Source organism: Mycobacterium sp. IDUB_19, from assembly GCF_055419445.1.
On sequence record NZ_JBVAXR010000051.1, the window covers coordinates 1 to 24,900 of the forward strand.

A 24,900-nucleotide genomic window follows, 5' to 3' on the forward strand; every position below is an offset into this window, starting at 1 on the left:
GAAGGGATTAGCTCCTTGACGGACCCGTCGGCGACCGCTCCATCGCAGCAGACCCAGAAGTTTATTCAATCCCAAAAGCCCGTTTCAACGCTGCCCAAAAGCAACGGCGAGCGCGCCGACACCGGTTCGCCGGCGCGCTCGGGCTTCCGCCCGGATATCGAGGGCTTGCGTGCCGTCGCTGTGTTGGGCGTGGTCCTCTTTCACGCGGGTGTGCCTGGAGTTGATGGTGGGTTCATCGGCGTCGACGTGTTCTTCGTCATCTCAGGGTTTCTTATTACGGGTTTGCTCTGGCGAGAAGTAAGCACTGCCGGGACCATCCGGCTCCGCCGTTTCTACGGAGCGCGCGCTCGGCGATTACTGCCGGCGTCAGCGACGGTGGGCGTCATTACGGCGATCGCTTCGTTCCTCCTGCTACCCCCATTGCTGATCCCGCCCGTCCTCCTGGACGGCATCACCAGCGCGCTGTACGTCGGCAACTGCTGGTTCTTTCTGGAGGCCACCGACTACTTTTCCGACAGCGCCACCGCGTCGCCGTTCCTGCATTATTGGTCTCTGGGCGTCGAGGAGCAGGTCTATTTTGTGTGGCCGGCCATCATGCTCGGTGCGGCGTGGGTTATTCGCCGGGCGCGTCGACGGACGGGCGCCAGTGTCACTTCCTCGAAGACCCCGTACGTTGTCATCCTTGTAGTGATCGGGGTGGTGTCGTTCGCGGCGGCGCTGTTGGTCACTCGCCTGTGGCCTCCCGCGGGGTTCTTCTTGATGCCCACCCGAGCCTGGGAGTTGGCCGCCGGTGGGTTGGTGGCCCTCACGGCCGGCCAGTGGCGCCGCTTGCCGCCACTACCCGCCGCGGCCGCAGGATGGGCGGGACTGGGCGCGATCCTGCTGTCCTGCGTTCTATTGAGCCCGGCCATGCAATATCCGGGTATCGCCACGCTTGTTCCCGTGCTCGGCACGGCGCTGGTCATCGGTGCGGGGTGTGCCACACCGACCCAGGGAGCGGGGCGTGCGCTGTCGTTGGCGCCGATGCGAGCGATCGGCCGGGTGTCTTACTCGTGGTATCTGTGGCACTGGCCGGTGCTGCTGCTCGCAGCGCCGTTGCTCGGCCACCCGCTGGGGCTGACAGGCAGGTTGGCGACCGTCGTTGTTTCCGCCGGCCTGGCCGTGCTCACCCTGCGTTTCATCGAGAACCCCTTCCGATTCTCCGCTGCCGTGAATCGCTCTGGCGGCCGCAGTCTCGCGGTCGGCGGCATCGCCACGGTGGTGGCGGTGTGCGCGAGCGTCGTGCTGCTGGTGTTGGTGCCCCTCCCGGTCGGCCGCGGTCCGGCGGCGCCGACACTCGCGGTGACGGTGGTACCTCCCACGGCGGGCGGAAGTGCTGAGCTGTACGACGCGGCGGTCCAGCAGGCGTTCGGGCAAGTGCAGGCCGCGGTCGCGGCGTCGGCAAACGTGAGGGCCGTACCGTCGAACCTTGAACCGCCCCTTGCCAACGCGACAGCCGAACAATCGGCCATGTTCGGCCGAGCTTGTATGCGCGATTTTTTCCAAGTCGACCAGCCCGAGTGCGCCACAGGGGACACCGCATCACGGACGACGGTTGCCCTCGTCGGCGACTCGAACGCCGCGATGTGGGAACCCGCATTCGAGGAAGTCGCCGTGCAGCGGCACTGGCGGCTGGAGAGCCTGGATAAGGTCGGCTGCCCACTGTTCGACTTGCGCCTCAGCACCCCACACCTGCGACGGGAGTACACGGAGTGCGAACAGTGGCGCGGTCGGGTCATTGACCGGCTAAAGGCCGACCACCCGCGATTGATCGCGCTTAGCATCTCGCGCACCTACGGAAACCAAGGTTTCACGGCATTCGATCCGGCGTGGGTCGCCGCTCTGACCCGCCTAGTTCAGGAACTGCGCGGCACTGGTGCGGAGGTATTGGTGCTCGGACCGATCCCGGATCCGCAGTCAAAGGTGCCGGTCTGCCTCTCGGGTCACCTCGACGATGCGACGGCCTGTTCGCCGACAAGGTCTACAGCGGTGAACGACCACGGCATCGCGGCTGAGACCGTCGCCACCAAGGCGGAAGGTGGACAATACGCTGATCTCACCGCGCTGTTCTGCACCCTCGAGCGCTGCCCCGTCATCGTGGGCAACACTCTGGTGTACCTCGACGAAGTGCACCTGAGCTTCGAATACTCTCGGCTGCTGGCGCCGGTGATGGGCCTGCTCGCCGACCGAACCCTCGCACGCAACTGACCTATGTCGGCCAGGGCTGCCTAGGCTTCCTGCCATGGGTTCCCGGCGACGCGCGACCGAATTGGTGAGCACAGGCGCGCGCGCCCTGGCGGCTCGGGCGCTCGCAGAAGACCGGGTACTCGTCACCGGCGCGTCGGGCTGGCTGGGGAGGACGGCACTCGACCTGCTTGCTCCGCTGGACGTCCCCACGCTGGCCCTGGCGAGCCGGGGGCGGAAAATGCGGGTCGCTGATCGCGAAATCGAGTGCCGCGAGTGGGACCCTTTGGAAGTTGCCGCCTTCGCGCCAACTGTCGTGCTGGACTGCGCCTTTCTGACGCGGGACAGGGTTGCGGGCATGCCTCTCGGCGAGTACGTCGCCGTCAACCGCGGCCTGACCGACCGCCTGGTGTACGCGACGCAGCTGCCGGCCGTACGCCTGGCACTCACCGTCTCCAGCGGGGCGGCGGTGTACCCCCATGACGCGCTCAATGGGTCAATCGAGGACAATCCTTACGGCTACCTCAAGCGCGAGGCCGAGCAGCGTCTGGCGCAGGCTGCGAGCGACAGCGGGGTGGTGTCAGTTGTCGCACGCGCTTGGAGTATCTCAGGTGCCCACGTGCAAAGTCCGCAGAACTACGCATTGGGTTCGATGATTCGGGCGGCTGACTCGGGGGAGATCCGAATTATGGCGCGCCGGCCGGTGTTTCGCCGCTACGTACTCGCCGAGGAGCTACTCGCGCTGGGCATCGCCGAGGGCAGCGTCGGGTCTTGCACGATCGACAGCGGCGGCGAGTTGGTCGAGATGGCAGAGCTTGCCAGTCGGGTCGCTCAAGTAGTGCGCCCGGATGCGGCAATAAGCCGTGAGACGGTCGGTGGCGGCGATCCGGATCGGTACCACTCCGACGGTCAGGACTGGGAAAGGCGTTGTCAGAATTGGCATTTCGCGACCATGCCCCTCGACCGTCAAATCGAGATCACCGCCCGCGGGGTGCTGGGCCGAGGTTGATGGTGCTGCCGGCTTAGAGCTGGCCGGCCATGACCGCGAGTCCGCGCAGCGCCATGTCCCCTTCGGGTGCCACCTTTGCGGGGCGGCTTAGGCCCCACTGGATTGCGTCGCGCAGTGGGGCGAAACGCTGTGCAACGCCCCCGCAGAAGAGGAGCTCATCCATCGGTTGGAATCCGACGTCCGGTGCCGAGTCGACGTAGGGCGCGGCGATTCCCGCTACGAGTGCTCGTAGCAGGTCTTCGGCGGTGTGCGCATCCGTGATGCCGGACCACCCACCGCCCCCGGCGTGGTGAAACATTGGGCGCGCGTGGGGGAGCGAGTGGTGTGCGGGCGTGGCAGCGGCCTGAGTAGCCCACTCCCACGTGTCGTCGTCAGCGTGACCGCGTGACAGCAATGCGACACCGTGCGTTAGCGCCCGCCCTGCCGGAAGGTGAGTCCTGGTGTGCAGCAGCAGTCCGTCGAAATACGGTCGGGTCTGGCAACGGTTTCCGGCATGAGTGTCGGCGAGGCGGGCCACCTGACCCCCGGTCGAGATGTTGAAGGCGGTAACGCCCGGACAGAGTCCGGCCCCGAGCAATGCCGCTTGCTGATCGCCCACCGGAGAAAATACGGCAGCGCCCGAACTGCGGTGCATGCCTACCACTTCCGGCGTCGACGACACTCGTGGGAACTGGAGTCGTGCCTTGCCGCCGACCGATGCGGTGACTTGCTCAGACCACGTTCCAGCGCGGAGGTCGAACATTCCGGAGGCGGCCGCGTCGGTGACGTGCTGCACGAATGCCGGTTTGGTGGTCAGCGCCGCGGCAACCCAAGACAACAGGCTGTGCACCCGAAGACAACCGTCGAAGGCCGCGAGCTCAGTTGCATAGATACCCGCAGCCGGTAGACCCGACCGCAGCTCATTTCCCGCTGCATGCCAGGTTTCCGGCGATTGTGTGTTGCGCAGTTCGTCAAGGTGCGAGATGTCGTTGCGCGCCAGCAGGGCGCGGTTGTCCTGGAAGGTGGCCAGCGGTAGGTACGGCACGTTGTGCTCGTCGGTCAGCGTCCAGCCGTGCATTTGGCCGCTCAGCAGGATCCGCTCCGGGTTGTCGGCCAATGGCAGAACGGACCCGATTGCCTCTTCGGCCGCGGCTAGCACTAAGGCGGGATCGACCGTTCGATACGGACCGTCGAGCGATAAAAACGGGGGAAAGTCGAATTTGCTTTCCGCGACGATGCTTTCGCCTGCGCGCAGGACCGCGACCTTGACGTAGGTCGCACCGAGGTCAACGAGCAGCGAAGAGCGGCTCGTCATCCAGGTATTCCGAGACCTCGGCCACAAGTGAGTCGTCGAGTGGTTTCGGCACAATCCTCAGGTCGCCCTCGTCATGCAGTACCGAAAAGTACATGACGCCCTTACGAACTTTCTTGTCGCGCTTGAGCGTATCCACGAGCTCCTGGGCCGACGGAATAGTTGGGATCGTGTAGTCGGTGTTGGCGATAAGGGCGGTTCGCACCCGTGCGCGCGTTTGCGGGTTTGTCAGGCCCCACTTCACCCCGAGAAAGTTGATCAGGTCCATGCCCCACATCACCGCGATTCCGTGCGGAACTTCGTTGTGGGTCAGCGCTTCCAGCGCATGGCCGAAGCTATGACCGTAGTTGAGCACGCGCCGCAAGTCCGACTCGTGCTCGTCCTGCTCGATGACTAGCCTCTTGCTCTCCAGTGCCCTACGGATCATCTCCAACTGGCGCGGATTTCGGTGGCCTCCGTCCTGTAACGCGTCGACGAGTTCTTCGAAGAATGCACCGTCATTGGTGAGCGCGAGTTTGTAGATCTCGCCGTAGCCCGAGTCCAGTTCAACTTGCGGCAGGCTGGTCAGGAACTCGGAGCAGATCACCACATGGCTGGGCGAGTGGAATACGCCGAGCTGGTTCTTCAGCGGCAACACGTTGATACTGGATTTCGCCCCGATGCAGCTGTCCGCCTGACTGAGCAGGGTGGTCGGCACGTACGTCCACCCCACGCCGCGGTAGTAGACGTGGGAGGCGAAAGTCGCGACATCCTGTATGACGCCTCCACCGATGGCCACGATGTGTGCCGAGCGGGTCGCCTTGTTCTCCAGCAGCCAGTCGATGAAACGGCTCACGCCGACAAGGGTTTTGGTCTCTTCGTCCGCCGTCGCCCGATAGGTGGGGTACTTCAACAGCCCGTCTAGAGCGTGGCCGTAGATGTCAACCAGCAATTCGTCGATGATGACGAACGTCTCCGGGCGGCCGTCAACGAGCGCGGGTACCTGCGCGACGTCATTGACGAAGTCCACAGGGTAGTCACCCTGCTCGGACTTGATGATCATCCGATCCTGGGTCATACGCACAGAAAACCTCCGTCGATCGCGATGGTCTGTCCAGTGATATAGGAATTCTCCGCGGATGTCAGCCAGGAAATAAAGAGTGCAATCTCCTCAGGCTCGGCCAGTCGCCCGACTGGGATGCGTGCAGCCAGATCGTCGAGCTGCTTCGCGTCGTTGTTCTGGTATGTCAGATCGGTGAGTACGAACCCGGGGGCAACACAGTTCGCTATCACGCCGAAAGGACCGTACTCCACAGCGACGGACCGCACTACTTCCTCGATCGCCGCCTTCGACGAACTGTAGGCAACCCGCCCGGTTCGAGCCCTGTGTGCGTAGACGCTCGAGACTGCGACCACTCTGCCGTAGCGGGCGGCCGCCATCTGTGGCAGCAATCCTTGCAGGAGTTGAAGATTGGAGCTGACATTGACTTGCTGGGTGCTTGACCAGTTCTCCGCCGAAATCTCCTGCAGGGGTTCAGGGTTATTGATCCCGGCGTTGAGTACCAAGATGTCGACTGTCTCGTCCAGCTTGCTGAGATAGGCGGAGACGGATTCAGATTCGGCGAGATCGAGTTCCTGGCGGCCGGGCCGCAGCACTCGAACTCCTTTCGACTCCAATGTGTCGGCGACGCTGCGGCCGATTCCCCGCGCGGCGCCGGTGACGAGAGCCGTGGAATTCACGTGTCGTCAGAACCCGCGATCGCGGACGACACTGCGTCGCTGGCCGGACCCGGTCACGCTCATCCTCCCCTTCCTACGCGTGCACAATAGGCTACAGCGTAACCAGCCGCTGGACGCCTGACATTCTGTGCTCAGGCGCTGTTGGTGGATCAGCATGAAGCGGCAGGAAAGATCGTCAATGTCATGGCGGCGGGACAACTGGGGTACTAGATTATCCCCCGATGGTCGAGTTCGGCGCCTCGCTGGCGACGAACTATGTCGATCGATCGGAGGAAATTTGTCCGTGAGTCGGCCTGTCGAGGTGCTTCAGAGTGCGTTCATCGGGATCCGGCAGCAGTTTGTGGGGGTCGCTCAACAATCCGAACGCAATATCCTGCTCGGCACTGTCCTCCTGGCGGCGACCGTGTCGGCGGCAACGGGTTTCGTTCTTACGCAGTACTTCTCCGTTGACGTGCTTAGCTCTCTCCTCTACCCTCCTGACGACTGCTGGCTCGGTTGGCCCATAAACATCGGTCGGCACTGTTTCAACGATTACGGAATCATAGCCGCGACGGGGATGCGGTCGAATCCGTGGGAGCCCTACCCAATTTTGGTGCTTTCGCACTACGAATATCCTTCTCCCAATTATTACTTGGCGGCTGGGATGGTTCCGCACGTGGCCTTTGGGTTGCTGGGGAAATGGCTGGGTGCGCCGCGGCTCGGATTGCTCGGTTACATGAGCGTTTTGACTGTCGCATGCCTTACTCCCGCCGTATGGGCGGCTCGTGGCTCACGGGGCCTTGAGCGGATATTAGTGTTCGTGGTGTGTGGCGCCGCAGCCATTCCTGCGTGGATGGCGATCGATCGGGGCAACTCGGTGGGGCTCATCGCGCCGATCGCGCTGGTTTTCTTGATGGCGCTATGCCGGCAGCGCTGGGGGCTTGTCACAATCATGGTGGTGCTGGCCGCGCTGGTGAAACCACAGTTCGCCGTACTAGCTGTCGCGCTATTCGCGGCCCGGCAATGGCGGCTGGGCAGTATCGCGGTCGCGGGGGGCGTGATCTCCAATTTAGCCGCGTATTTGCTGTGGCCCCGGGAATTCCCGGAGACAATCCTGCAGTCGATCCGGGGCACCCTCAGCTACGGTAGTTTCGCTGAGAGCATAAGCTATGGAAACATCTCCTTCGGTAGAGTGCTCCTACTGGTGCCGGATGCCCTCGAATTGTTCCAAACGGGAAAAATACCGGGAGACTTCCTCGCTGGCCCGCGTTCGCTGATCGGGTATGTAATCCTGATTCTTGTCGTCGTCTCCGTGCTGGCTCTCGGGCGACGCATTCCGGCCATAATGGTGGGCATTGCTCTGCTGGCCACCGCGTCGCTCTTCCCCGCCGTGACGCACACTTACTACTTGGTGTTCGCCTTGCCGGTTGCCGCGGTAGTGCTCCGGGACCCTGACGGACCGGCGGGATCGGGGATCTTCGACCGGCTCGCGACCCTCGGCGACCGCCGCCGCGTACTTGGTATTTGCGTGAGCCTTGCCACGGCGCTCAGTATCGCCCAAATCGCCGTTCCCAGCCCGCCGGCGCTCGTGCTGACGGGCCAGCAGGGGGTCGTTGGCCTCGTCCGGACGACGCCGATCATTGCCACCACGGCGTTAATAACGCCGCTCCTATGGTTGATCGTGTGCGCGGCGATTATCGTCTCGTACACGCGCAGACCGGTTGGCGGTGTATCGGCGGATGCCTCGAATCAAGACCGGCATTCCAGCAAGGCGCAGTTGATAGAGGAGCCGTCGAGTTGAAGATGGCTTACGCCTGGGGCCGCCTGCCCCAAAGCATCTTAGGGTCCGTTCCCTGGATGAGCGAAACTATTGCTTTGGGCAGCGCGGGGAGATCTTTTTCGAGATCGTTGTCACGGAATACCCAATTGGTCCAACGCATTGTCTGGGATTGATCCGCACACGACGTTAACAGGAGCCTGTTATGTCTGCACCGTCAACTGCGACGATGAAATGTCGATTGTGCGGCGAAGCCGCCGCACTCGAGTTCCTTAATCTGGGACAGCAACCGCTCGCTAACAAATATCCGACGCAAGCTGAATTTGCAGCAGAGGACTTCTTTCCGTTGCAGGTATTCTTCTGTCCGACGTGTAAGAACGTTCAACTCGGCACGATCGTCTCGCGGGAGAGGATGTTCGAAGATTACTACTATCTGTCCTCGGTGAATCGCGGACTGGTGAGGCATTTCGAGAATCTTGCCCAACAACTGGCGTCAGCGCATTTTGTCGTCGATGTCGGGTCCAACGACGGGATTCTCCTCAAGCCGCTAAAGGAGTTGGGCGTAAGAGCGCTCGGCGTCGAGCCTTCGATCAACGTTTCGAAGATCGCCAACGATCAAGGTTTTGAAACACTGACGGCCTTCTTCGACGATTCGGCCGCCGAGACGATCGAAGAATCCCATGGAAAGGCGGACATTATCGTCGCCAGCAGCGTCTTCACCCATCTTGAGAATCCGAGTGGATTCATCGAGACTGTGAAGCGACTGCTGACAGATGACGGCACGTTCATCGTCGAGGTTGAATATATCGGATCCATTCTGACAACGACACAGTTTGAGCGTTTCTATTTGGATCGAATTTTCTACTACTCGCTGTCTTCGCTCGCGAAATTGTTCGCCGCTCACGGCATGTTCATCGCCGACGTACGCGAAATTGCGCCGCACGGCGGCTCATTACAGGTGTTCGTGCGACGAGTCGGCCAGCAATCTGCCTCCGATGCCACGCTCAGACTCCTCGCCCGCGAGGAAAAGGATTTGACGATTGACAGCTTGCGCGAGTTTCGGCGCAATGTGGACCTTCAAGTAACCGCATTCAAAGCGAGACTATCCGAATACAAAAAAGTTGGGTTGCAAGTCGCTGGTTATGGCTCGCCGGCACGCGTAGCGACCATATGTAATTACGGTCGAATCGGGCCCAGCGAAATCCCGTTCACCGTCGACGACAGTCCGTTGAAGCAGAACAAGTTCACCCCCGGCACGCACATCCCGATCGTCCCCAAGAGCTACCTGGACGAACATAAGTCCGACGTCCTCGTCGTGTTCGCGTACGAGTACTTCGACGACATCAAGAAGAAGACCGATGGGGCGTATCGCTACTTGAAGCCCATTCCACCCACAGAGCTGACATAGCAGAAGGATCCTTTGCATGTCTGAACATTTCATTGTACGCCGCGATACCGAGGCAATCGTCCAGGCGATCGGCGACGATGCCCATCGGCTTTCAGGGAAAACTGTCCTGCTGAGTGGTGGCGCAGGTTTTCTTGGCAAGCACTTTCTACGGGTATTCAAACGGCTCAACGATACGATTCTTGAACAGCCCGTCCGCGTGATCTCGGCCGACAATTTCATCACAGGCGATCCCAGCACCTCCGAGCGCGACGAGAACATCGCCGAAGTGTGGGCCGACGTCACCTACCCGCTGCCAGTGCGCGAAGACATTCATTACATCATGCATTTGGCCGGGCTGGCTTCGCCCGTCTATTATATGAAATATCCGCTTGAGACCATTGAAAGCGCCGTATCGGGCATCAAGAATCTGCTCGAGCTGGGACGGCGGAATCCGTCGCTGGAAGGTTTCTTGTTCTTCAGTTCGAGCGAAATCTACGGCGACCCCGATCCGCGTTTTGTGCCCACTCCCGAGACCTACCATGGCCACGTCTCGAGCGTCGGGCCCCGGGCTTGCTACGACGAGTCCAAACGACTAGCAGAAACGATCGCGACGATCTATCACCAGAAGTACGGCATGCCAGTAACCATGGTCAGGCCGTTCAATGTGTTCGGGCCCGGGATGAAACACAACGATCGCCGCGTCGTCCCCATGTTCACCTACCAGGCGCTGACCGGCGAGACGATCCCGGTGCATGGGGACGGACTGCAAACGCGAACGTTCTGCTACATCACCGACGCGATCACCGGGTTCTTGAAGGTGCTGCTGAGGGGTCGCCCCGGCGAGCCCTACAACATCGGCAATTCCGCAAACGAAATCTCGATGCTTAATCTTGCCGAGTTGTTCGCAAAGCTCGTCCCAGGCGCGGCATTTGAGCAGATTGACTACCCGGACTCCTATCCCGCGGGGGAGCCCCAGCGACGCTGTCCGGATCTCGCCAAAGCCCATGAGGAGCTGAACTATCAACCGCAGGTCGATGTTCAAGACGGACTCGCACGATTCATTGACTGGGCCAAAGACCAAGCGTCGTACCGGAAGGGCGCATGCGAGTCGCTGTAGTCGGCCGCGGAAAATGGGGCGTGAAAATAGCCCGCACGCTGGCGACGATGCGCGATGTGGAGGTAATTGACGAGTCGAAGAACTTCGATCTCGTTCTTCGGCGGCGGCCCGATGGGGTTCTGATTGCCACGCCCTCCGCGAGTCATGCGGAAGTCGCGATCCCATTTATCAATGCGGGTGTACCGGCGTTCATCGAAAAGCCGATGGCAACCACGGTGGCTGATGCGGTCCGCATTCACGAGGCTGCGTTACGTTCTGGCGCACCCGTTTTCGTGGGGCACGTGCACCTGCATAACCCTGCGTTTCAGGCTGCAAAGAAACTTCTACCCGAAGTTGGAACCGTCCAGGCCGTGTTCTGGGAGGGAATGAATCAGCATCCACGAACCGACTCGTCGGTGTTGTGGGATTGGCTTCCCCATGGTCTCTCCATGGCGCACGCGCTATTCGATATGAATCCTGGCTTCGCGCAGGCCTGGGGCGTTGGCGAGCCGTCGCGATTCAAGGCGGCAATCGCCAAGTTTGTCATCGCTGACGTCCCGTTCTTCGCGAACGTTAGTTGGATCTCGCCGGTGAAGCGTCACAGTATGACGATTGTGGGCGAAGACAACTCGCTCGCCTTCGACGACACCGCGGACAGAAAGCTTTCGATGCACAATTCCCGTGGTACGTCGTACCCTGCCTATGGTGAAGAACCCCCTCTGACTCGCGAACTTCGGGCGTTCATCGGCGTGCTACGCGCAGGGGGGCTGGACACGGCCCAGCTTGAAAGCGAAGTTGCGACCGTGCGGGCGATCGCCGCGGCGGAAGAATCTGCTCGGAATGACGGTCGTTTGGTAGCAATTGGCGACTGTCGACCGTGACTGCCTATGGTGATTTGCACCGGAATACCCGAGCACTACGGGCGGGTTCTCGTTTGACTGTCGTCTTCCGCGGGACCAAATCCACTTCAGCAAGATCCAAGGACGTGCGACGTCGCGTTTGGATCACGCTTTGCTCGTTAATCCACGGGTGGACGGACCGGCGTTGAGGTCTAGGCGGGGCGGCCTTCGCGCCGTAACGTCCGCCACGGGACGCGGCGAATACAGGGCAAGGGGGGTAAAAGTATTCGGGATCGTTTACAAAGGCTATATGCGAATCCTGCGCATTTGGTTCACGCTTGCGGGAACATGGGCGGCGATCCATAAGGAAATGAAGAGGTCAGCTTGAGAATTACGATAATCGGGTCCGGCTACGTCGGCCTTGTCACGGGTGCCTGCCTGGCGGACAGTGGCAACGATGTTCTCTGCGTGGATATCAACCAGGCAAAGATAGACCGGCTACTCGCCGGAGAAGTCCCAATCTACGAGCCCCGGCTGGCTGAGCTGATCGAAGGAAGCCGCGAGAACGGGCTTATCGACTTTACGACCGACACGCGGCGCGGAATCGAGCACGGAGACGTGATCTTCATTGCCGTGCCGACGCCCATGGGCGAGAGTGGCGCGGCCGACCTCACCTACGTCTACTCCGTAGCCGATGATATCGGCGCTCATATCGACCGCTACAAGGTTGTCGTCAACAAGTCGACCGTCCCCGTCGGCACTGCCGACGAAGTTCGAGCGATCATCCGCAAGAAGACCAACCACGAGTTTGACGTCGTGTCCAACCCGGAATTCTTGAAGCAGGGCAAAGCGATCGCGGACTTCATGCAGCCCGACCGCGTGGTGATCGGTGGCGACTCGCAGCGCGCCCTCGATATCATGCGAGAGCTCTACGAGCCGTTCCTGCGCACCTTCAATCCTCTGATCGTCATAGATACCAGGAGCGCTGAGATGGCGAAATACGCAGCCAACTCCTTCCTCGCGACCAAGATTTCCTTTATCAACGAGATCTCGAACTTGTGCGAGAAAGTCGGCGCCGATATCTCGGCGGTACGAGAGGCCATTGGGGCCGACAAGCGCATCGGCTATGAATTCCTGTTCCCCGGGATAGGGTATGGCGGCTCTTGCTTGCCGAAAGACGTTCGGGCCCTGCTATCTACCGCCGAAAGCCTGGGGTCGGACATGCGACTGCTGCGTGCCGTCGACCAGGTCAACAGCGCGCAGAAGGCCGCCCTGGTATCCAAGATCGTCGCCCGTTTCGGGGGCGAGTCGCCCGCGGAGAATCTGCAAGGCCTGCGCATCGCGCTCTGGGGCCTCAGCTTCAAGCCTCGGACCGACGACGTGCGCGAAGCCCCCGCCCTAATCATCGCGAAACGGCTGGTCGAATACGGGGCGCTAGTGCGGGCCTTTGACCCAGAAGGGACCGAGAAAGCGAAAAAGGTGCTCGGGAATTCGATCGAGTATGCCGAGAACATGTACGACGCCGTCAAGGACGCCGATGCGTTGCTCCTCCTCACGGAGTGGAAACAGTTCCAGCGGCCGTCTTGGCAGCGCGTCAAGTCGGCCATGCGAGGCTACGTGGTGTTCGATGGCCGAAACATCTACGATTCTGAGCGCCTGCGGGCCGAGGGCTTCGAGTACTACGGCATGGGCCGGAACTGAGGAGAATAAATCAATGAGAGGATTCGCTGGATCGCCTTCAGCCTCGGTTGGTTCGCTATCTGCGCCATCGCTTCGTACCGATCGCAAAGTTCGGCGACTTCGCGCTTCTCAGACGCAAGGGGAGTGGGAGCCGATCGGGAGCGCTTTGCCGTACTCATTGGTGCAAGCCACCGATGAGCAAATACTCATCCTCCGAAGCACAATGTACCCGGACCTGAGCCAGGGCGTCCGTGAGTTGTCCCAGGAGCGCGGATCTGATCAGGACATCTACCTTGACTGAAGAGCAGCCCTTGAGCCTGGTCGTGATGATGCCCGTCCTAGACGATTGGCTCTCGGCTGCAGAGCTACTACGACGACTTGACAAAGCCATCGCCGCTGCTGGTTGTGTCGCCACAATTCTCCTTGTAGACGATGGCTCAGAACAGCAATGCGATTCCGGCGACTTCCAAAGTGACTTCGCCGTAATCCGGAGAATACAGATTCTGAGACTGCGCAGAAATCTTGGTGTCCAACGAGCGATTGCTATTGGGCTCGCACACATTCAAAAAAGTTTACGTTGCGACGCCGTCCTCGTGATGGACGCCGACGGCGAAGACACACCGACGGGGGCGGCCCAGCTTCTGCGTGCGTATTCGGAAAGTCACGGTCAAAAGGTGATCTTCGCAGAACGGATCCGACGCTCCGAATCTCTGCTGTTTCGCTTCTTCTATCTTCTCTATCGCATCTTGCATAGATGGCTTACCGGTATTAGCGTAAGGGTAGGGAACTTCAGCATTCTTTCCTCGAGAAGCCTCGATACTATTGTATCTATGTCGGAACTCTGGAATCATTACGCAGCCGCTGTCTTCCGATCCCGGATGCCATTCGGGATGGTGCCCATTCCCCGCGGAAAGCGCATCGCTGGAACGTCCCGCATGAATTTCTCATCGCTTATCTCGCACGGTCTAAGCGCAATATCTGTCTTCGCGGACGTTGTTGGCGTGCGCCTCCTCATCGCTTCCCTGGGTGCTTCCGTACTCAGCGGCTTGGGCGTCCTCGTCGTCATCGCGATCCGCATCTTTACTGATCTCGCGATCCCCGGCTGGGCCACGTATACAGCCGGAGTTCTCGCCATCATCATGATCCAATTCATCACGATCGCAAGCAGCTTTACCTTCTTTATGTTGTCAAACAGGTCGAACCTTGGATTTATACCTTTTCGGGACTATTCACTTTTCATAAAAGACACCGTGGATATCTTCTCGAGGAGCGATTTCAAATATGAGTGATTTCAAATATGTTGGCACCGAACTGGATCTATTCGCGAATGTGCACAACTGGAAATCCTACTGGTCCAGTCAAGTGCGCCCATTCGTGACAGGGGACGTTCTTGAAGTGGGCGCCGGCATCGGCTCCAACACGCGGTTGCTTGATCCTGGCGGCACGGGGCGCTGGGTTTGTCTGGAACCTGATCCGCAGCTTGCCTCCCGATTGAAGGAGCAAATCGACGCTGGAGCCGCGCGTCGCCCCTATGAGTCCGTATGTGGAACGCTGACGTCGATGGTTGGACAGCAGTTCGATACCATCATCTATATCGATGTACTGGAGCACATAGAGCACGATCGCGAAGAGTTACAACTTGCCGCATCGCATCTCCGCCCCGGCGGTCACGTCATCGTTCTGTCGCCCGCGCACCAGCGTCTCTTCACACCGTTCGATGCGGCGGTCGGTCACTTCCGCAGATACAACCGGGCGACGCTCCGCGCAGTCTCGCCCCAGGGTCTGCGTCTCTCGCGCATGCGCTACCTGGATGTCGTCGGCCTTTCTGCTTCGACGGCGAACTTGCTGTTTCTTCAGCAGTCGATGCCAAAGAAAGAGCAACTCGCCTTATGGGATCGTGTGATGATTCCTATTTCGCGCGTCGTTGACAAGGTTCTCCGCTACTCAGCCGGCAAGACGATCATTGCTATTTGGCAAAAGCCAGCCTGAGTTCGGATGCAGCCCCGGGATTAGCCTTCATGCGTGACGATCGGGTTCCTGCGCTCGCCACGTCACCGAGGTGACCCGCGCCTGAGGCTGGCGCCTGCCTGCCGTCTGTTATTTGCCAACATGATCATGCGCACGATCGAGCTGGGCGTGAGGATCACCGCATCCGCGCCAGCCCGAGGATCCCGGCTGGCCGGGGTGCGGGCCGCACCCTGGCGACGAGTTCGGGTGTTGTATGACGTCATCGTCGGCGTTTATGACAGGCTGGGTCTCGATGTGGCTGGTGCTCCGGGATTTGGAGGTCGCTGGGGTCGGTGGGCAGACGAGTAAGGCCGACATCCGGCGAGCCCTCGAGGATCCGGGGAACGGTGTTGTCCTACAAGACCATTCAGCGTCACGTCGCGACTATCGGCCGAGAGGGCATCGGATGCGATCGCCGCCAAATGTTTTGCCCATGCTGGCGCCTGCGGCAGTTTGGGTCTGCTGCTCTATCACGTGACGACGTTCCCCACGGCGACGCGGTTTGCCATCACGCCGAAAGGACCGTACTCCACAGCGACGGACCGCACTACTTCCTCGATCGCGGCCCTTCGACGAGCTGTAGGCAACCTGCCCGGTACGGGCCCTGTGTGCGTAGACGCTCGAGACTGCGACCACTCTGCCGTAGCGGGCGGTCGCCGTCCGTGGCAGCAATCCTTGCAGGAGTTGAAGATTGGAGCTGACATTGACTTGCTGGGTGCTTGACCAATCTCGGGCGAAATCTGCAACACGGGTTCAGGGTTATTGATCCCGGCACCAAGAGGTCGACCGTCTGGTCAAGCGCGCTGAGATAGGCGGAGACCGATTCAGGCTCTGCGAGATCGTGTTCCTGGCGGCCGGGCCGCAGCACTCGAACTCCTTTCGACTCCAATGTGTCAGCGACGCTGCGGCCGATTCCCCGCGCGGCGCCGGTGACGAGAGCCGTGGAATTCACCCACAACACGCTATCCGTGCCGCCACGACGGCGGCGTGTAGGGTGTCGCCGACTGGGCTCAGTGGTGGTTCAGCACGTTCCAGCGCGCATCAAGCATCTCGATGCGCTTGGCGTCTTCGTCGGTGATGTGGCCGTAGTAGTCGCGTTTGTTGAGCAGCCACAGCAACTCGAAGTGCACAGCGTTGAGTAGTCCATCTTCAATTGAGTCGAGGGTGCCGGCCGAGCCGTCGAACACGACCTTGCGGGTCTCGAAACGCGTCAGGTGTACCTTCGCGACCTCGCGGATGGTGTCGAGTGTGTCGCTAGATATTGCGCCACCAAGGACCAGATCGAGACCGGCCTGCTTCGCTTTCTCGGCAACGGTGATCACATAGCGGGTGATCTCGGGGCTGTTAATGGTCTCGCGCGTCTGCCCGAGCGATCCGGTGAAGTCCACCCGGCCGAAGACGATGCCGTGCACACCGCGATCCTTGTGGGCCAGCTCGAGCATGTCATCGAGATTGTTGTAGCCCGTGATCGTCTCCAGATTGAAGAGAAAATCGGTGTCGAGTTCCTCGTCCTCGTCATACACGGTGTTCTTGGCGGCGATGTACTTCGAGAGCGCGTAGGCGGTCTCCACCATCGGTGCGACGATGTAGCGCACGCCGATCTGCTTGGCCTCGAGAAGATCTCGCATCGCTTCGCAGCCGCCGACCTTGACGGTGAGCGGCAACCCGGCGGAGCGTGCGATGTCGACGAGGCGCAGCAGCTCGTCGATTCGGGTTCCTTCAGCCTCGAACTCGGCCTTGACGGCTACGACGCCGTGCTTTTCCTTGCCGATACGGAGGATCTCGGCCATCTGCCGTTCGGTCTTGTTCATCTTGCCTTCCCCTGTTTAGGCCCCAATCAATCTGCAAAGAATGATTCCGCGTCGTCCGACACGACGGGCGATTTTGGGCAAAACGGCCAACGTGCTCAATTCGCGCTCGCCACTTGAGACATTGCCGCGCCGAGGTGCACGGTCACCCGCTTCTCGACGTCCGGAGAAAGGTCTGGACTCATCCGGTGAAGTGGATTGGACTTCATTGAGCCGTCGGCCTGTACTGCCGAGGTGATTTTCGGGTAGTAGGTCTGATCCGGATCGATGGGCACTTCGATGAGCGCGGGGCCGTCCGCATTCAACAGGGAGACGACTGAAGGCGTGTCCAGGCCGGACTCGGCGTCGAGCTGGGCGAACGGGATGCGGTACGCCCGGGCCAGCTCCTCCCAGCTCGGCAAACCCAGCCCAGTCTGGGCATCGCAGCCGATCCACGCCCCTCCGAAGTAGTTGCGTTGCGTCATCCGGATCGACGCATACCCATTGTTGTTGAGAACGAAGACCTTGACATTGGCTCCCGTGGCACTGAGCGTGCCGAGTTCCTGAAGGTTTTGGGCGAATCCGCCATCCCCCTCGCTGAGGAACACCTGACGGTGCGGATTGGCCAGAGCCGCGCCGATCGCCCCGGACAGCCCGTATCCCATGCTCGCGAGCGACTTGTTCGTCACAACCTTTTGGTCGGCACGCAGCCGCAGGGCCTGCATACCGACGGTGAAGGAGCCGCCGCTACTGCAAGGCAGGATGATGGCATCCGGTTCGGCAAGCTCAGCGAGTCGCATCGCGAACTCGTAAGGCTCCACGTATCCCGCGGCCGTGACGTTCTGGGGATCATTCAGCGGAAGCTCGGCTTGCACTGCGGCAATGAACTCCCGCCACGGCTGCCACCGCTCGGCATCGCCGAGGTCCGCGGCATACAAGGCTGCCAGGAATGCGTCGGCGTCCCCCCGCAGCGCGAGGTCGACGCGTGGATGTCCCTTCTCGAGTTCGGCGGCGTCGATGTCGATTTGGACTACCCGCCCGATGGGCGCGAACTCCTCCCAGGCGAAACCGGTCTGCTGCAGACCAAGCCGGGTGCCGACGCCTATCACCAGGTCAGCCTGCTGGATAAGGATGTTGGCGGCCCGCTGTCCCCAGGTGTTCGGTCGGCCCGAGTACAAAGGGTGTTCGTTCGGGACCCGGTCGGCCCCATGCCAGGTAGTCATCAGCGGAACGCCGGCGGCTGCCGCGCGGTCACCCAAGGCACGCACGGCTCCGCGGTTTACCCCACCGCCGATCAGCACGACAGGCCGCTCCGACTCGTGCATCCAGGACACCACTCGGTCCATGTCCGTTGCCGACACCTGGGGGAGAGCGGCTGCCGCGGGAACCGTGACGCTGTCCTGGCCGGCGAGAGCGGGCGCCCCCTGCGCGTCGAGACAGATTTCCAGGAAGACGGGTCCTTGGCGGGGCGTGCGCCCGTCCAGAACAGCGTCAAGGATTACCTCGCCGGCGACCGGCTGTTCAATGCGAATCGCCTGTTTGGTGACACTGCGTACCAACTCCACACCGTCGATCTCCTGGATACCGCGCTGGCGGACCGAGCCGCGGCTCAGGTCGGTGCTTTTGACCTGCCCGCCGATGATCAGAAGTTCGCGACTTTCTTGCCAAGCGCCCGCAATTCCCGTCAGCGCGTTGGTAATTCCCGGACCGGCTGTCACCAATGCCAGTGCGCGTCCGGTGTTCTCGTCGCGGGCGGCGTTGAAGTATTCCACCGCGATCGCCGCGCCGACCTCGTGCACGAATGGCACGCACACCATCCGTGTCCGCACCGAGTTCAGTAGGTGCATGTTGTTGCCACCCGCAACGAAGAAACAGTGCGTATATCCGGCGCCGACCAACCAGTCGATCAGTTGGTCCGAGTACTTCGTGGGCGACGAGTTCATATGCCCACCTTCTGGCTGACAACGAAGTTGGGTCGCTGCTTGACCTCTTCGTAGATGAGTGCCAGGTACTCGCCGACGACCCCGAGGAGCAGTGTGATCACCCCGAAGCCGATCAGCATGACGCAGATGAGCGACCCGAATCCCGGGAACGGCACCCCATAGAAGATGAAACGTGCGGCAAGCACGAAGACGGCGATAGCTGCCGCGGCACTCAACAAAAAGCCGGTCATGGTGATGAGCCGCAACGGCACGTAGGAGTGAGCCAGGATGCCCTTGCCGGCCAGGTCGAGCACCTTCAGGCTGTAGGCCTTGGATTCCCCGGCAAAGCGAGGTGCTCGCTTCATCGGCAGACCGATCGACTTGAACCCGACCCAGGAGAACAGACCCCGGACGAACCGGTTGCGCTCCTCCATCGACCGAACGACTTCGTAAACCTTTCGGTCGACCAAACGAAAGTCGCTGGCGTTGCTGGTAATACGATCGTCGGTGAGCTTGCCCGCCAGCCAGTAGAACAGTTGGGAGTTCATCTTACGAATCGGGCCGGTGCCGCCACGCTCGGTGACGACCCCGTACACGTTTTCGTAGCCTTCCTCCCATTTGCGGATCATCTCCGGGATGAACTCGGGCGGATCCTGCAGATCGGCTGTCATGAGCACGACGGCGTCGGCGTCGACCAAATTCAGACCGGCCGTCAGTCCGCCGTCCATCCGGAAGTTGCGCGCCAACTTAAGGATTTTGAACCGGGGATCCTTGTGATGGATCGCTAGCAGTTTGTCCATCGTGTCGTCGGTCGAGCCGTTCTCCACGATGATCGCCTCGAAGTCGTACGCCGGCTCGGAGTCGAACACCTCGGACAACCGGCCCGCGAGCTCATCGACGCATTCACTTTCGTTGTATGCGGGGATGACCAAGGCGATCTTCTTCTTCACTCCCACACCTTCCAAGGCGGGTTCCCGCTATTCCAGAGGTTATTCAGCAGCTGGGATTCCCGGAAGGTATCCATCGGCTGCCAAAACCCACGGTGCGGGAACGCGGCGATCTGGCGGTCTTTGGCTAGACGGAGCAACGGCTTGTCCTCCAACACTGTCTCGTCGCCATCCAGGTAATTGAACACCCCCGGTTCGAAGACGAAGTAGCCGATGTTGATCCAGTCTTCGGTCTTCGGCTTCTCCCGGAATTTGGCGACCGCACCATCCTGCTCGAGGTCAATCACCCCGAACCGGCTCATTGGCTGGGTGGCCGTCACGGTGGCAAGTTTTCCGTGCGAACGGTGAAACTCGAGTAGGGCGGGAATGTCGACGTCAGCGATACCGTCGCCGTAGGTACATAAGAAAGTTTCATCGCCGACGTACTTCTGAATGCGCTTGATCCGACCGCCCGTCATTGTGTCCAAGCCGGTGTCGGCGACAGTCACCCGCCAGTTGAATTCGTCATGCGAACCGTGGTACCGGATGCTCGACTGATCACCGAGGGTGATGGTGAAGTCCAAATTGGACACCCCGTAGTTCGAGAAGTAACTCTTGATGTATTCGCTCTTATAGCCCGTGCACACGACGAACTCGGAAAAGCCGTGGTGACCAAGGATTTTCATGATGTGCCACAGCACCGGCCGCCCACCGACTTCGACCATAGGCTTGGGTCGGAACTCGGTTTCCTCCCGCATTCGGGTGCCGAGACCACCTGCGAGGAGCACGGCTTTCATGAGGAGTCGTCCAATCTCAAGGCAATCGTTCCCCCAGAGCGGTTTCGCTGACGCGGCGTCGAGCAGGTGACACACTAGCAATGCCGTGGCGCGCCCGGCGAGCTTTCGGGGCGGCCTAGTGTAGGAATCACACGCATGTGAGGAGATCTCATTTCAAGACTCGATACCAATGAGTCTGGCAATAGCGGGCTCGGGGAAGATCGCGAGGATATCCTCGCGGCGGTTCGCCGCTACGCAAAGCGCAAACTCGCGACTTCGGAGTTCATCCCCGGCACCACGGTGGTCCCCGTGTCGGGCAAGGTGCTCGACCCCGACGACTTCGCCGCGCTGGTCGACGCGTCTCTCGATGGCTGGTTGACCGCGGGCCGGTTCCATCCGCTCTTCGAGCGTGCCCTCGCACGCTATGTGGGAGCTCGCGATTCCGTGTTCGTCAACAGCGGGTCAAGCGCAAACCTGTGCGCACTGAGCGCGCTGACCAGCCCGAAGCTGGGCCAGTACAAGAAGAGGTCCGGAAAGCGGCCCCTGGAGCCCGGCGACGAGGTGCTGACCGTGGCCTCGGGATTTCCCACGACAGTCAACCCGATCATCCAGAACCGACTCCGCCCGGTCGTCGTCGATATCGAACTGGGAACCTACGACGCCATTCCCGAGCTGCTCCGGGAGGCCGTCAGTCCTAAGACCCGGGCGATCATGATGGCGCACACCCTGGGCAATCCCTTCGATCTGGACACCGTCCAGGAGTTGTGCGACAAGCATGGCCTGTGGTTGGTCGAGGACTCGTGCGACGCGCTCGGGTCGACGTACGACGGCAAACGGACCGGCAGCTTCGGCGACACCGCGACCGTGAGCTTCTACCCGGCGCACCACATCACGACCGGCGAGGGCGGCGCCGTGTTCGTCAAGTCGCCGCTGGTCCGCAAGCAGGTTGAATCATTCCGCGACTGGGGCCGAGACTGCTACTGCGCGCCGGGAAAGGACAACACCTGCGAGAAGCGCTTCGAGTGGCAACTCGGTGACTTGCCCAGGGGCTACGACCACAAGTACATCTACAGCCATATCGGATACAACCTGAAAGCCACCGACATGCAGGCCGCCTTGGGTTTGTCGCAACTGGCCAAGCTGGATGGATTCGTTAAGGCGCGCAAAGAGAATTTCGACTACCTGACCTCGCGGCTGTCTGGGGTCGAGGGGCTCATACTGCCGGTCGCCACGCCCAAGTCCGAACCGTCGTGGTTCGGCTTCCCGATCACCCTCGATCCCGAGCATCCGGTGGACCGCACCAAGCTCATGCGGTTCCTCGATGAGCGCAAGATCGGTTTCCGACAGCTGTTCGCCGGAAACCTCGTCAAGCAGCCGGCCTACCGCGACGTCGACTTCCGGATCGTGGGGGACCTGACTAACACCGACATCGTGATGAACCGGAACTTTTGGGTGGGCACCTATCCGGGCCTGACCAGGCCGATGCTCGACTTCGTGGCGGATTCGATCCGCGAGTACATGACCGAGGCCGCGCGGTAGCCGTGCACTACCTGGTTACCGGGCATACCGGTTTCAAGGGCCCCTGGCTAACCCTGCTCCTGCTCAGCCGTGGGCACCAGGTGTCCGGTCTGGCTCTCGACCCAGACGAGGGCAGCCTGTTCAAACGGGCGGGGCTGGCCGGAGAGCTTGTCTCCGACTTCCGGGTAGACATCCGCGACGCCGCGGCGACCGCGGCAGCGTTACAGGCGGCGGCGCCGGACGTCGTGGTCCACATGGCCGCACAGTCGTTGGTCCGCGAGTCGTATCGCGAGCCGCGGTACACCTATGAGACCAACGCCATGGGCACGCTCAACGTGCTGGACGCCGTCGCGGCCACCCCGTCGGTGCGCGCACATGTCGTCATCACCACCGACAAGGTCTATCGGAACGTCGACCAGAAGGCCGGTTACGTCGAAACCGATCCCCTCGGTGGCGACGACCCCTATAGCGCGTCGAAGGCGATGGCCGATCTGCTCACTCAGTCTTGGATTTGCAGCTTTCCCGGCTCTCCGACGGCAATCGCCCGGGGCGGCAACGTCATCGGCGGTGGGGACGTCAGCCGTGACCGGTTGTTGCCTGACCTGGTGGCAGCCTATGCGAACGGCCAGGCGCCGCTCTTGCGATTCCCCCGCGCCGTGCGGCCGTGGCAGCACGTACTCGACTGTCTGAACGGCTATCTCACGCTCGCCGACGCATTACTGGCCGGTGCGGGCCTGGGCCAATGGAATTTCGGACCGGGCCGCGACAGCTTTGTCGAGGTCGGCCAGGTGGCCACGCTGGCGGCTGAGCTGTGGGGCGGCGGCGCGCATTGGGATCTGCAAGGCGGGGACCACCCCCATGAAGCGAAATTGTTGGCGCTCGACGCCACCAAGGCGGAGCGTGAACTGGGCTGGCGTAACAGGATTGGCTTTCGCGATGCCGTGGCATGGACGATCGACTGGGAGCGGCGCGTGCGCCGGGGCGACGACGCTCTAACGGTGACCCGAGAGCAGATCGCCGCATTCGAAAGCCTTGGATGAGCGAATTCGACCTGCAACCTGAATCGGCACCTCCGGGACCGCTGATCCGGCTCGTTCGCGATCAGCGTGTGGCGTTCCTCCTGGTCGGGGGTATCAACACGGTCGTGGGGTTCGGCATTTTCGTCGCCTGCTCGGTGAGTATCGGCCAGTTCGTCGACAACCGCTTCGGAAGGGTTGGCGGATCCCTGGTGACCCTCGGCATTTCGCATGTGTTGGGGGTGCTGTTTGCCTTCGTGATGCATCGGCGGTTCGTGTTCCGGGTCCGCGGCCACGGGCCGCGTGACCTTTTGCGCTTCGAGAGTGTCTACCTCACCGCCCTGGCCTTCAACGCCATCGCCCTACCTCTGTTGGTGGAGATGGGCATGCATCGCATCCCGGCGCAGGCAATCATCTTGGCCGCCAGCACGGTGCTGAGCTACTTCGGCCACCGGTACTTCTCGTTCCGGCGCGGTGCGGCTGACATCCAGGACGGCAAGTCGCGCACCACCTAGAGCCGGTATGCCGTGGATGCGGCTTAGGACGTGGTCGTCGCGGCAGACTTAGGTGACTCCGGTGCTGCGGCGGTCTCCGCTGCAGCACCGCTAGCCGGTTTTCGAGCGTACGCGACGATGACTATCACCAGCGTCACGAGCCAAAGCATCGGCACCAGCGTCGCCGTGGTCAGCACCGTTAGCTCGTGAATTGGCGGGCCGTCCTTCCGGTACAGCAGCACCTGCATCGGCGGGCTGGGTAGCGCGACCGTCGCGATGGTGAGCGCCGTGGACAGACTTACCCAAATGCCCACCCTGCGATGGTGGCCGGCAACCGTTGCGAGCCGGTCGAAGATCCCGGTGCCCGGCGGCCCGTCCGGGTCCCGCACCAGCAGCGCCGCGATCGGCAGGGCGAACACGAAGTAGTAGCTGATGCTCACCATCGGGAACAGGGCCGCGGTCACCAGCAGCACTATGCCCGCCAGGACGGGTGGGATGCGTCGTCCCAGCGCCAGCACGGCGACGACGACCAGGACGAGGATCACGTATCCGATCGTCGAGCGCGGACCGGCCAGGTAGCCGTCGGGCATTTTGCCGCCGGTTTGCAAGAACATCAGAATGTCCGGCGCCAATAGGAGCGATCGGCCGAACGACACGTTCGAGGTCGCTACGGCGCTGACGCTGCCGGCGCCGTAGCCGAGAACGCCGGCTGCCGATTGCAAGATGTTGTGCGGAAAGTGTTGTGGCCACAACAAATATGCGGCGACGTTGAAAACGACCGCGCCGCCCAGCGCAATACCGCTCCACCGCCACTGCCGGGCAGCCAGCAGCACGATGCCCAGCACCACGAATTGCGGTTTCAGCAGCGCGGCCAGGATGACCATCACCGCGACGAGTCCCCACCGTTGCCGAACCAGTGCGATCAGGAACACCAGGCCGACCGGAGCCAAGAAACCGACCGAATTCGCCCTATCGATCACCGACCACACCGGGATCGCCGCGGCACCGCAGGCCACGAAAACCACGATCCGTTCGAGACCACGAGCGCCCCGAGCCGCCCAGACCGCGGGCGAAAGCACCGCGACTGTCAGGGCGAGCAGATAGCCCAACAGCCCGATGACCGGCGCGCCCAATAGTTTGCCCAACAGCCCAAAAGTCACCTGCGGAAGCATGCCGGCCGCCGGGTAGTTGTTGACGGCCAGCTGGTGATAGTCCGGCTGTACGAATATGTCGAATGGCTCCCACGGATTGGCCCGCATCCCGTACATCACTTCGAATGCGTAGTCACTGAAGCAGTGCCGGCCGATGTTCGTGCCCCAATCGAGGTAGCAATCGGCGTAAGGGAAAGCAAGCAAAGAAGAAATGACATCGATCGCAAAGTATTGCGTCAGAACAAAACCCGTGAACCCGGAAAGCGCTGACGCCAGCAGAATGGTGCCGAGCAGGATGGTGCG

21 protein-coding genes and 1 pseudogene are annotated in these 24,900 nt (G+C 61.4%); 12 read left to right on the forward strand and 10 right to left on the reverse strand.

Annotated elements, in window-relative coordinates; genetic code table 11:
• The first annotated feature begins 90 nt into the window (after window positions 1–90).
• Window positions 91–2,247, forward strand: coding sequence for an acyltransferase family protein (locus ACZY0B_RS24795; protein ID WP_463766909.1), 2,157 nt, complete (start codon window positions 91–93; stop codon window positions 2,245–2,247).
• Between the two features lie 34 nt (window positions 2,248–2,281).
• Window positions 2,282–3,232, forward strand: a complete 951-nt coding sequence (locus ACZY0B_RS24800) for an NAD-dependent epimerase/dehydratase family protein (RefSeq protein ID WP_463766890.1) — start codon at window positions 2,282–2,284, stop codon at window positions 3,230–3,232.
• Window positions 3,233–3,245: 13 nt separating this feature from the next.
• Here ACZY0B_RS24800 and ACZY0B_RS24805 read toward each other — a convergent pair whose 3' ends face one another.
• Genes ACZY0B_RS24805 through ACZY0B_RS24815 form a run of 3 tightly spaced genes read right to left on the reverse strand, consistent with a single transcriptional unit; the run spans window position 3,246 to window position 6,242 of the window.
• On the reverse strand, window positions 3,246–4,526 hold the full coding sequence (locus ACZY0B_RS24805) for an FGGY family carbohydrate kinase (RefSeq protein WP_463766891.1): 1,281 nt from the start codon (window positions 4,524–4,526) through the stop codon (window positions 3,246–3,248).
• Entirely contained in the window at window positions 4,498–5,580 is a 1,083-nt protein-coding gene (locus ACZY0B_RS24810) for a 3-dehydroquinate synthase (RefSeq protein WP_463766892.1), read from the reverse strand. Before ACZY0B_RS24810 ends, ACZY0B_RS24805 begins: the two co-directional genes overlap by 29 nt.
• Complete coding sequence (locus tag ACZY0B_RS24815; protein ID WP_463766893.1) at window positions 5,577–6,242, reverse strand: SDR family NAD(P)-dependent oxidoreductase; 666 nt, start codon at window positions 6,240–6,242, stop codon at window positions 5,577–5,579. The genes ACZY0B_RS24810 and ACZY0B_RS24815 overlap by 4 nt, the downstream gene beginning before the upstream one ends.
• Before the next feature lie 283 nt (window positions 6,243–6,525).
• Between ACZY0B_RS24815 and ACZY0B_RS24820 the strand changes: the two genes are divergently transcribed.
• From ACZY0B_RS24820 to ACZY0B_RS24850, 7 genes are all read left to right on the forward strand, one after another.
• Window positions 6,526–8,022 carry a hypothetical protein gene (locus ACZY0B_RS24820; RefSeq protein ID WP_463766894.1) on the forward strand — a complete coding sequence of 499 codons (1,497 nt, stop codon included), beginning with the start codon at window positions 6,526–6,528 and terminating at the stop codon, window positions 8,020–8,022.
• Between the two features lie 181 nt (window positions 8,023–8,203).
• Window positions 8,204–9,406: a class I SAM-dependent methyltransferase gene (locus tag ACZY0B_RS24825; protein ID WP_463766895.1), complete on the forward strand. Its 1,203-nt coding sequence runs from the start codon at window positions 8,204–8,206 to the stop codon at window positions 9,404–9,406.
• 16 nt (window positions 9,407–9,422) lie between these two features.
• Complete coding sequence (locus ACZY0B_RS24830; RefSeq protein WP_463766896.1) at window positions 9,423–10,502, forward strand: NAD-dependent epimerase/dehydratase family protein; 1,080 nt, start codon at window positions 9,423–9,425, stop codon at window positions 10,500–10,502.
• A 20-nt stretch (window positions 10,503–10,522) separates the two neighbouring features.
• The gene (locus ACZY0B_RS24835; RefSeq protein ID WP_463766897.1) at window positions 10,523–11,362 is read left to right on the forward strand and encodes a Gfo/Idh/MocA family protein; all 840 of its coding nucleotides are present in this window, start codon (window positions 10,523–10,525) and stop codon (window positions 11,360–11,362) included.
• A gap of 342 nt (window positions 11,363–11,704) precedes the next feature.
• Window positions 11,705–13,021, forward strand: coding sequence for a UDP-glucose dehydrogenase family protein (locus tag ACZY0B_RS24840; RefSeq protein WP_463766898.1), 1,317 nt, complete (start codon window positions 11,705–11,707; stop codon window positions 13,019–13,021).
• A gap of 272 nt (window positions 13,022–13,293) precedes the next feature.
• Window positions 13,294–14,289: a glycosyltransferase gene (locus tag ACZY0B_RS24845; protein ID WP_463766899.1), complete on the forward strand. Its 996-nt coding sequence runs from the start codon at window positions 13,294–13,296 to the stop codon at window positions 14,287–14,289.
• On the forward strand, window positions 14,282–14,989 hold the full coding sequence (locus tag ACZY0B_RS24850) for a class I SAM-dependent methyltransferase (RefSeq protein WP_463766900.1): 708 nt from the start codon (window positions 14,282–14,284) through the stop codon (window positions 14,987–14,989). Before ACZY0B_RS24845 ends, ACZY0B_RS24850 begins: the two co-directional genes overlap by 8 nt.
• Before the next feature lie 402 nt (window positions 14,990–15,391).
• Here the strand turns inward: ACZY0B_RS24850 and ACZY0B_RS24855 are convergent, their stop codons facing one another.
• The 6 genes and pseudogenes from ACZY0B_RS24855 to rfbF all read right to left on the reverse strand — a co-directional run bounded on the left by ACZY0B_RS24855 (window position 15,392) and on the right by rfbF (window position 20,439).
• Window positions 15,392–15,679, reverse strand: coding sequence for a hypothetical protein (locus ACZY0B_RS24855; RefSeq protein ID WP_463766901.1), 288 nt, complete (start codon window positions 15,677–15,679; stop codon window positions 15,392–15,394).
• A 211-nt stretch (window positions 15,680–15,890) separates the two neighbouring features.
• Window positions 15,891–15,968: pseudogene (locus ACZY0B_RS24860) on the reverse strand (hypothetical protein); the annotation flags it as partial.
• 49 nt (window positions 15,969–16,017) lie between these two features.
• Window positions 16,018–16,818 (reverse strand): aldolase/citrate lyase family protein, encoded by an 801-nt coding sequence (locus ACZY0B_RS24865; RefSeq protein ID WP_463766902.1) that lies wholly within the window; start codon window positions 16,816–16,818, stop codon window positions 16,018–16,020.
• 95 nt (window positions 16,819–16,913) lie between these two features.
• A complete protein-coding gene (locus tag ACZY0B_RS24870; protein WP_463766903.1) occupies window positions 16,914–18,737 on the reverse strand; it encodes a thiamine pyrophosphate-binding protein in 1,824 nt (607 codons plus the stop codon).
• A complete protein-coding gene (locus ACZY0B_RS24875) occupies window positions 18,734–19,666 on the reverse strand; it encodes a glycosyltransferase family 2 protein (protein ID WP_463766904.1) in 933 nt (310 codons plus the stop codon). Before ACZY0B_RS24875 ends, ACZY0B_RS24870 begins: the two co-directional genes overlap by 4 nt.
• Window positions 19,663–20,439 carry a glucose-1-phosphate cytidylyltransferase gene (gene rfbF / locus ACZY0B_RS24880; protein ID WP_463766905.1) on the reverse strand — a complete coding sequence of 259 codons (777 nt, stop codon included), beginning with the start codon at window positions 20,437–20,439 and terminating at the stop codon, window positions 19,663–19,665. The genes ACZY0B_RS24875 and rfbF overlap by 4 nt, the downstream gene beginning before the upstream one ends.
• Window positions 20,440–20,589: 150 nt before the next feature.
• Here rfbF and rfbH point away from each other — a divergent pair, with 150 nt between their 5' ends.
• The 3 genes from rfbH to ACZY0B_RS24895 are packed head-to-tail and all read left to right on the forward strand — an operon-like array spanning window position 20,590 to window position 23,467.
• Entirely contained in the window at window positions 20,590–21,957 is a 1,368-nt protein-coding gene (gene rfbH, locus ACZY0B_RS24885; protein WP_463766910.1) for a lipopolysaccharide biosynthesis protein RfbH, read from the forward strand.
• Between the two features lie 2 nt (window positions 21,958–21,959).
• Window positions 21,960–22,976, forward strand: coding sequence for a CDP-glucose 4,6-dehydratase (gene rfbG / locus ACZY0B_RS24890; RefSeq protein ID WP_463766906.1), 1,017 nt, complete (start codon window positions 21,960–21,962; stop codon window positions 22,974–22,976).
• Window positions 22,973–23,467 (forward strand): GtrA family protein, encoded by a 495-nt coding sequence (locus tag ACZY0B_RS24895; RefSeq protein ID WP_463766907.1) that lies wholly within the window; start codon window positions 22,973–22,975, stop codon window positions 23,465–23,467. Before rfbG ends, ACZY0B_RS24895 begins: the two co-directional genes overlap by 4 nt.
• Before the next feature lie 23 nt (window positions 23,468–23,490).
• Here ACZY0B_RS24895 and ACZY0B_RS24900 read toward each other — a convergent pair.
• Window positions 23,491–24,900 (reverse strand): glycosyltransferase family 87 protein (locus ACZY0B_RS24900; protein ID WP_463766908.1); only part of this gene is annotated, 1,410 nt, incomplete at its 5' end.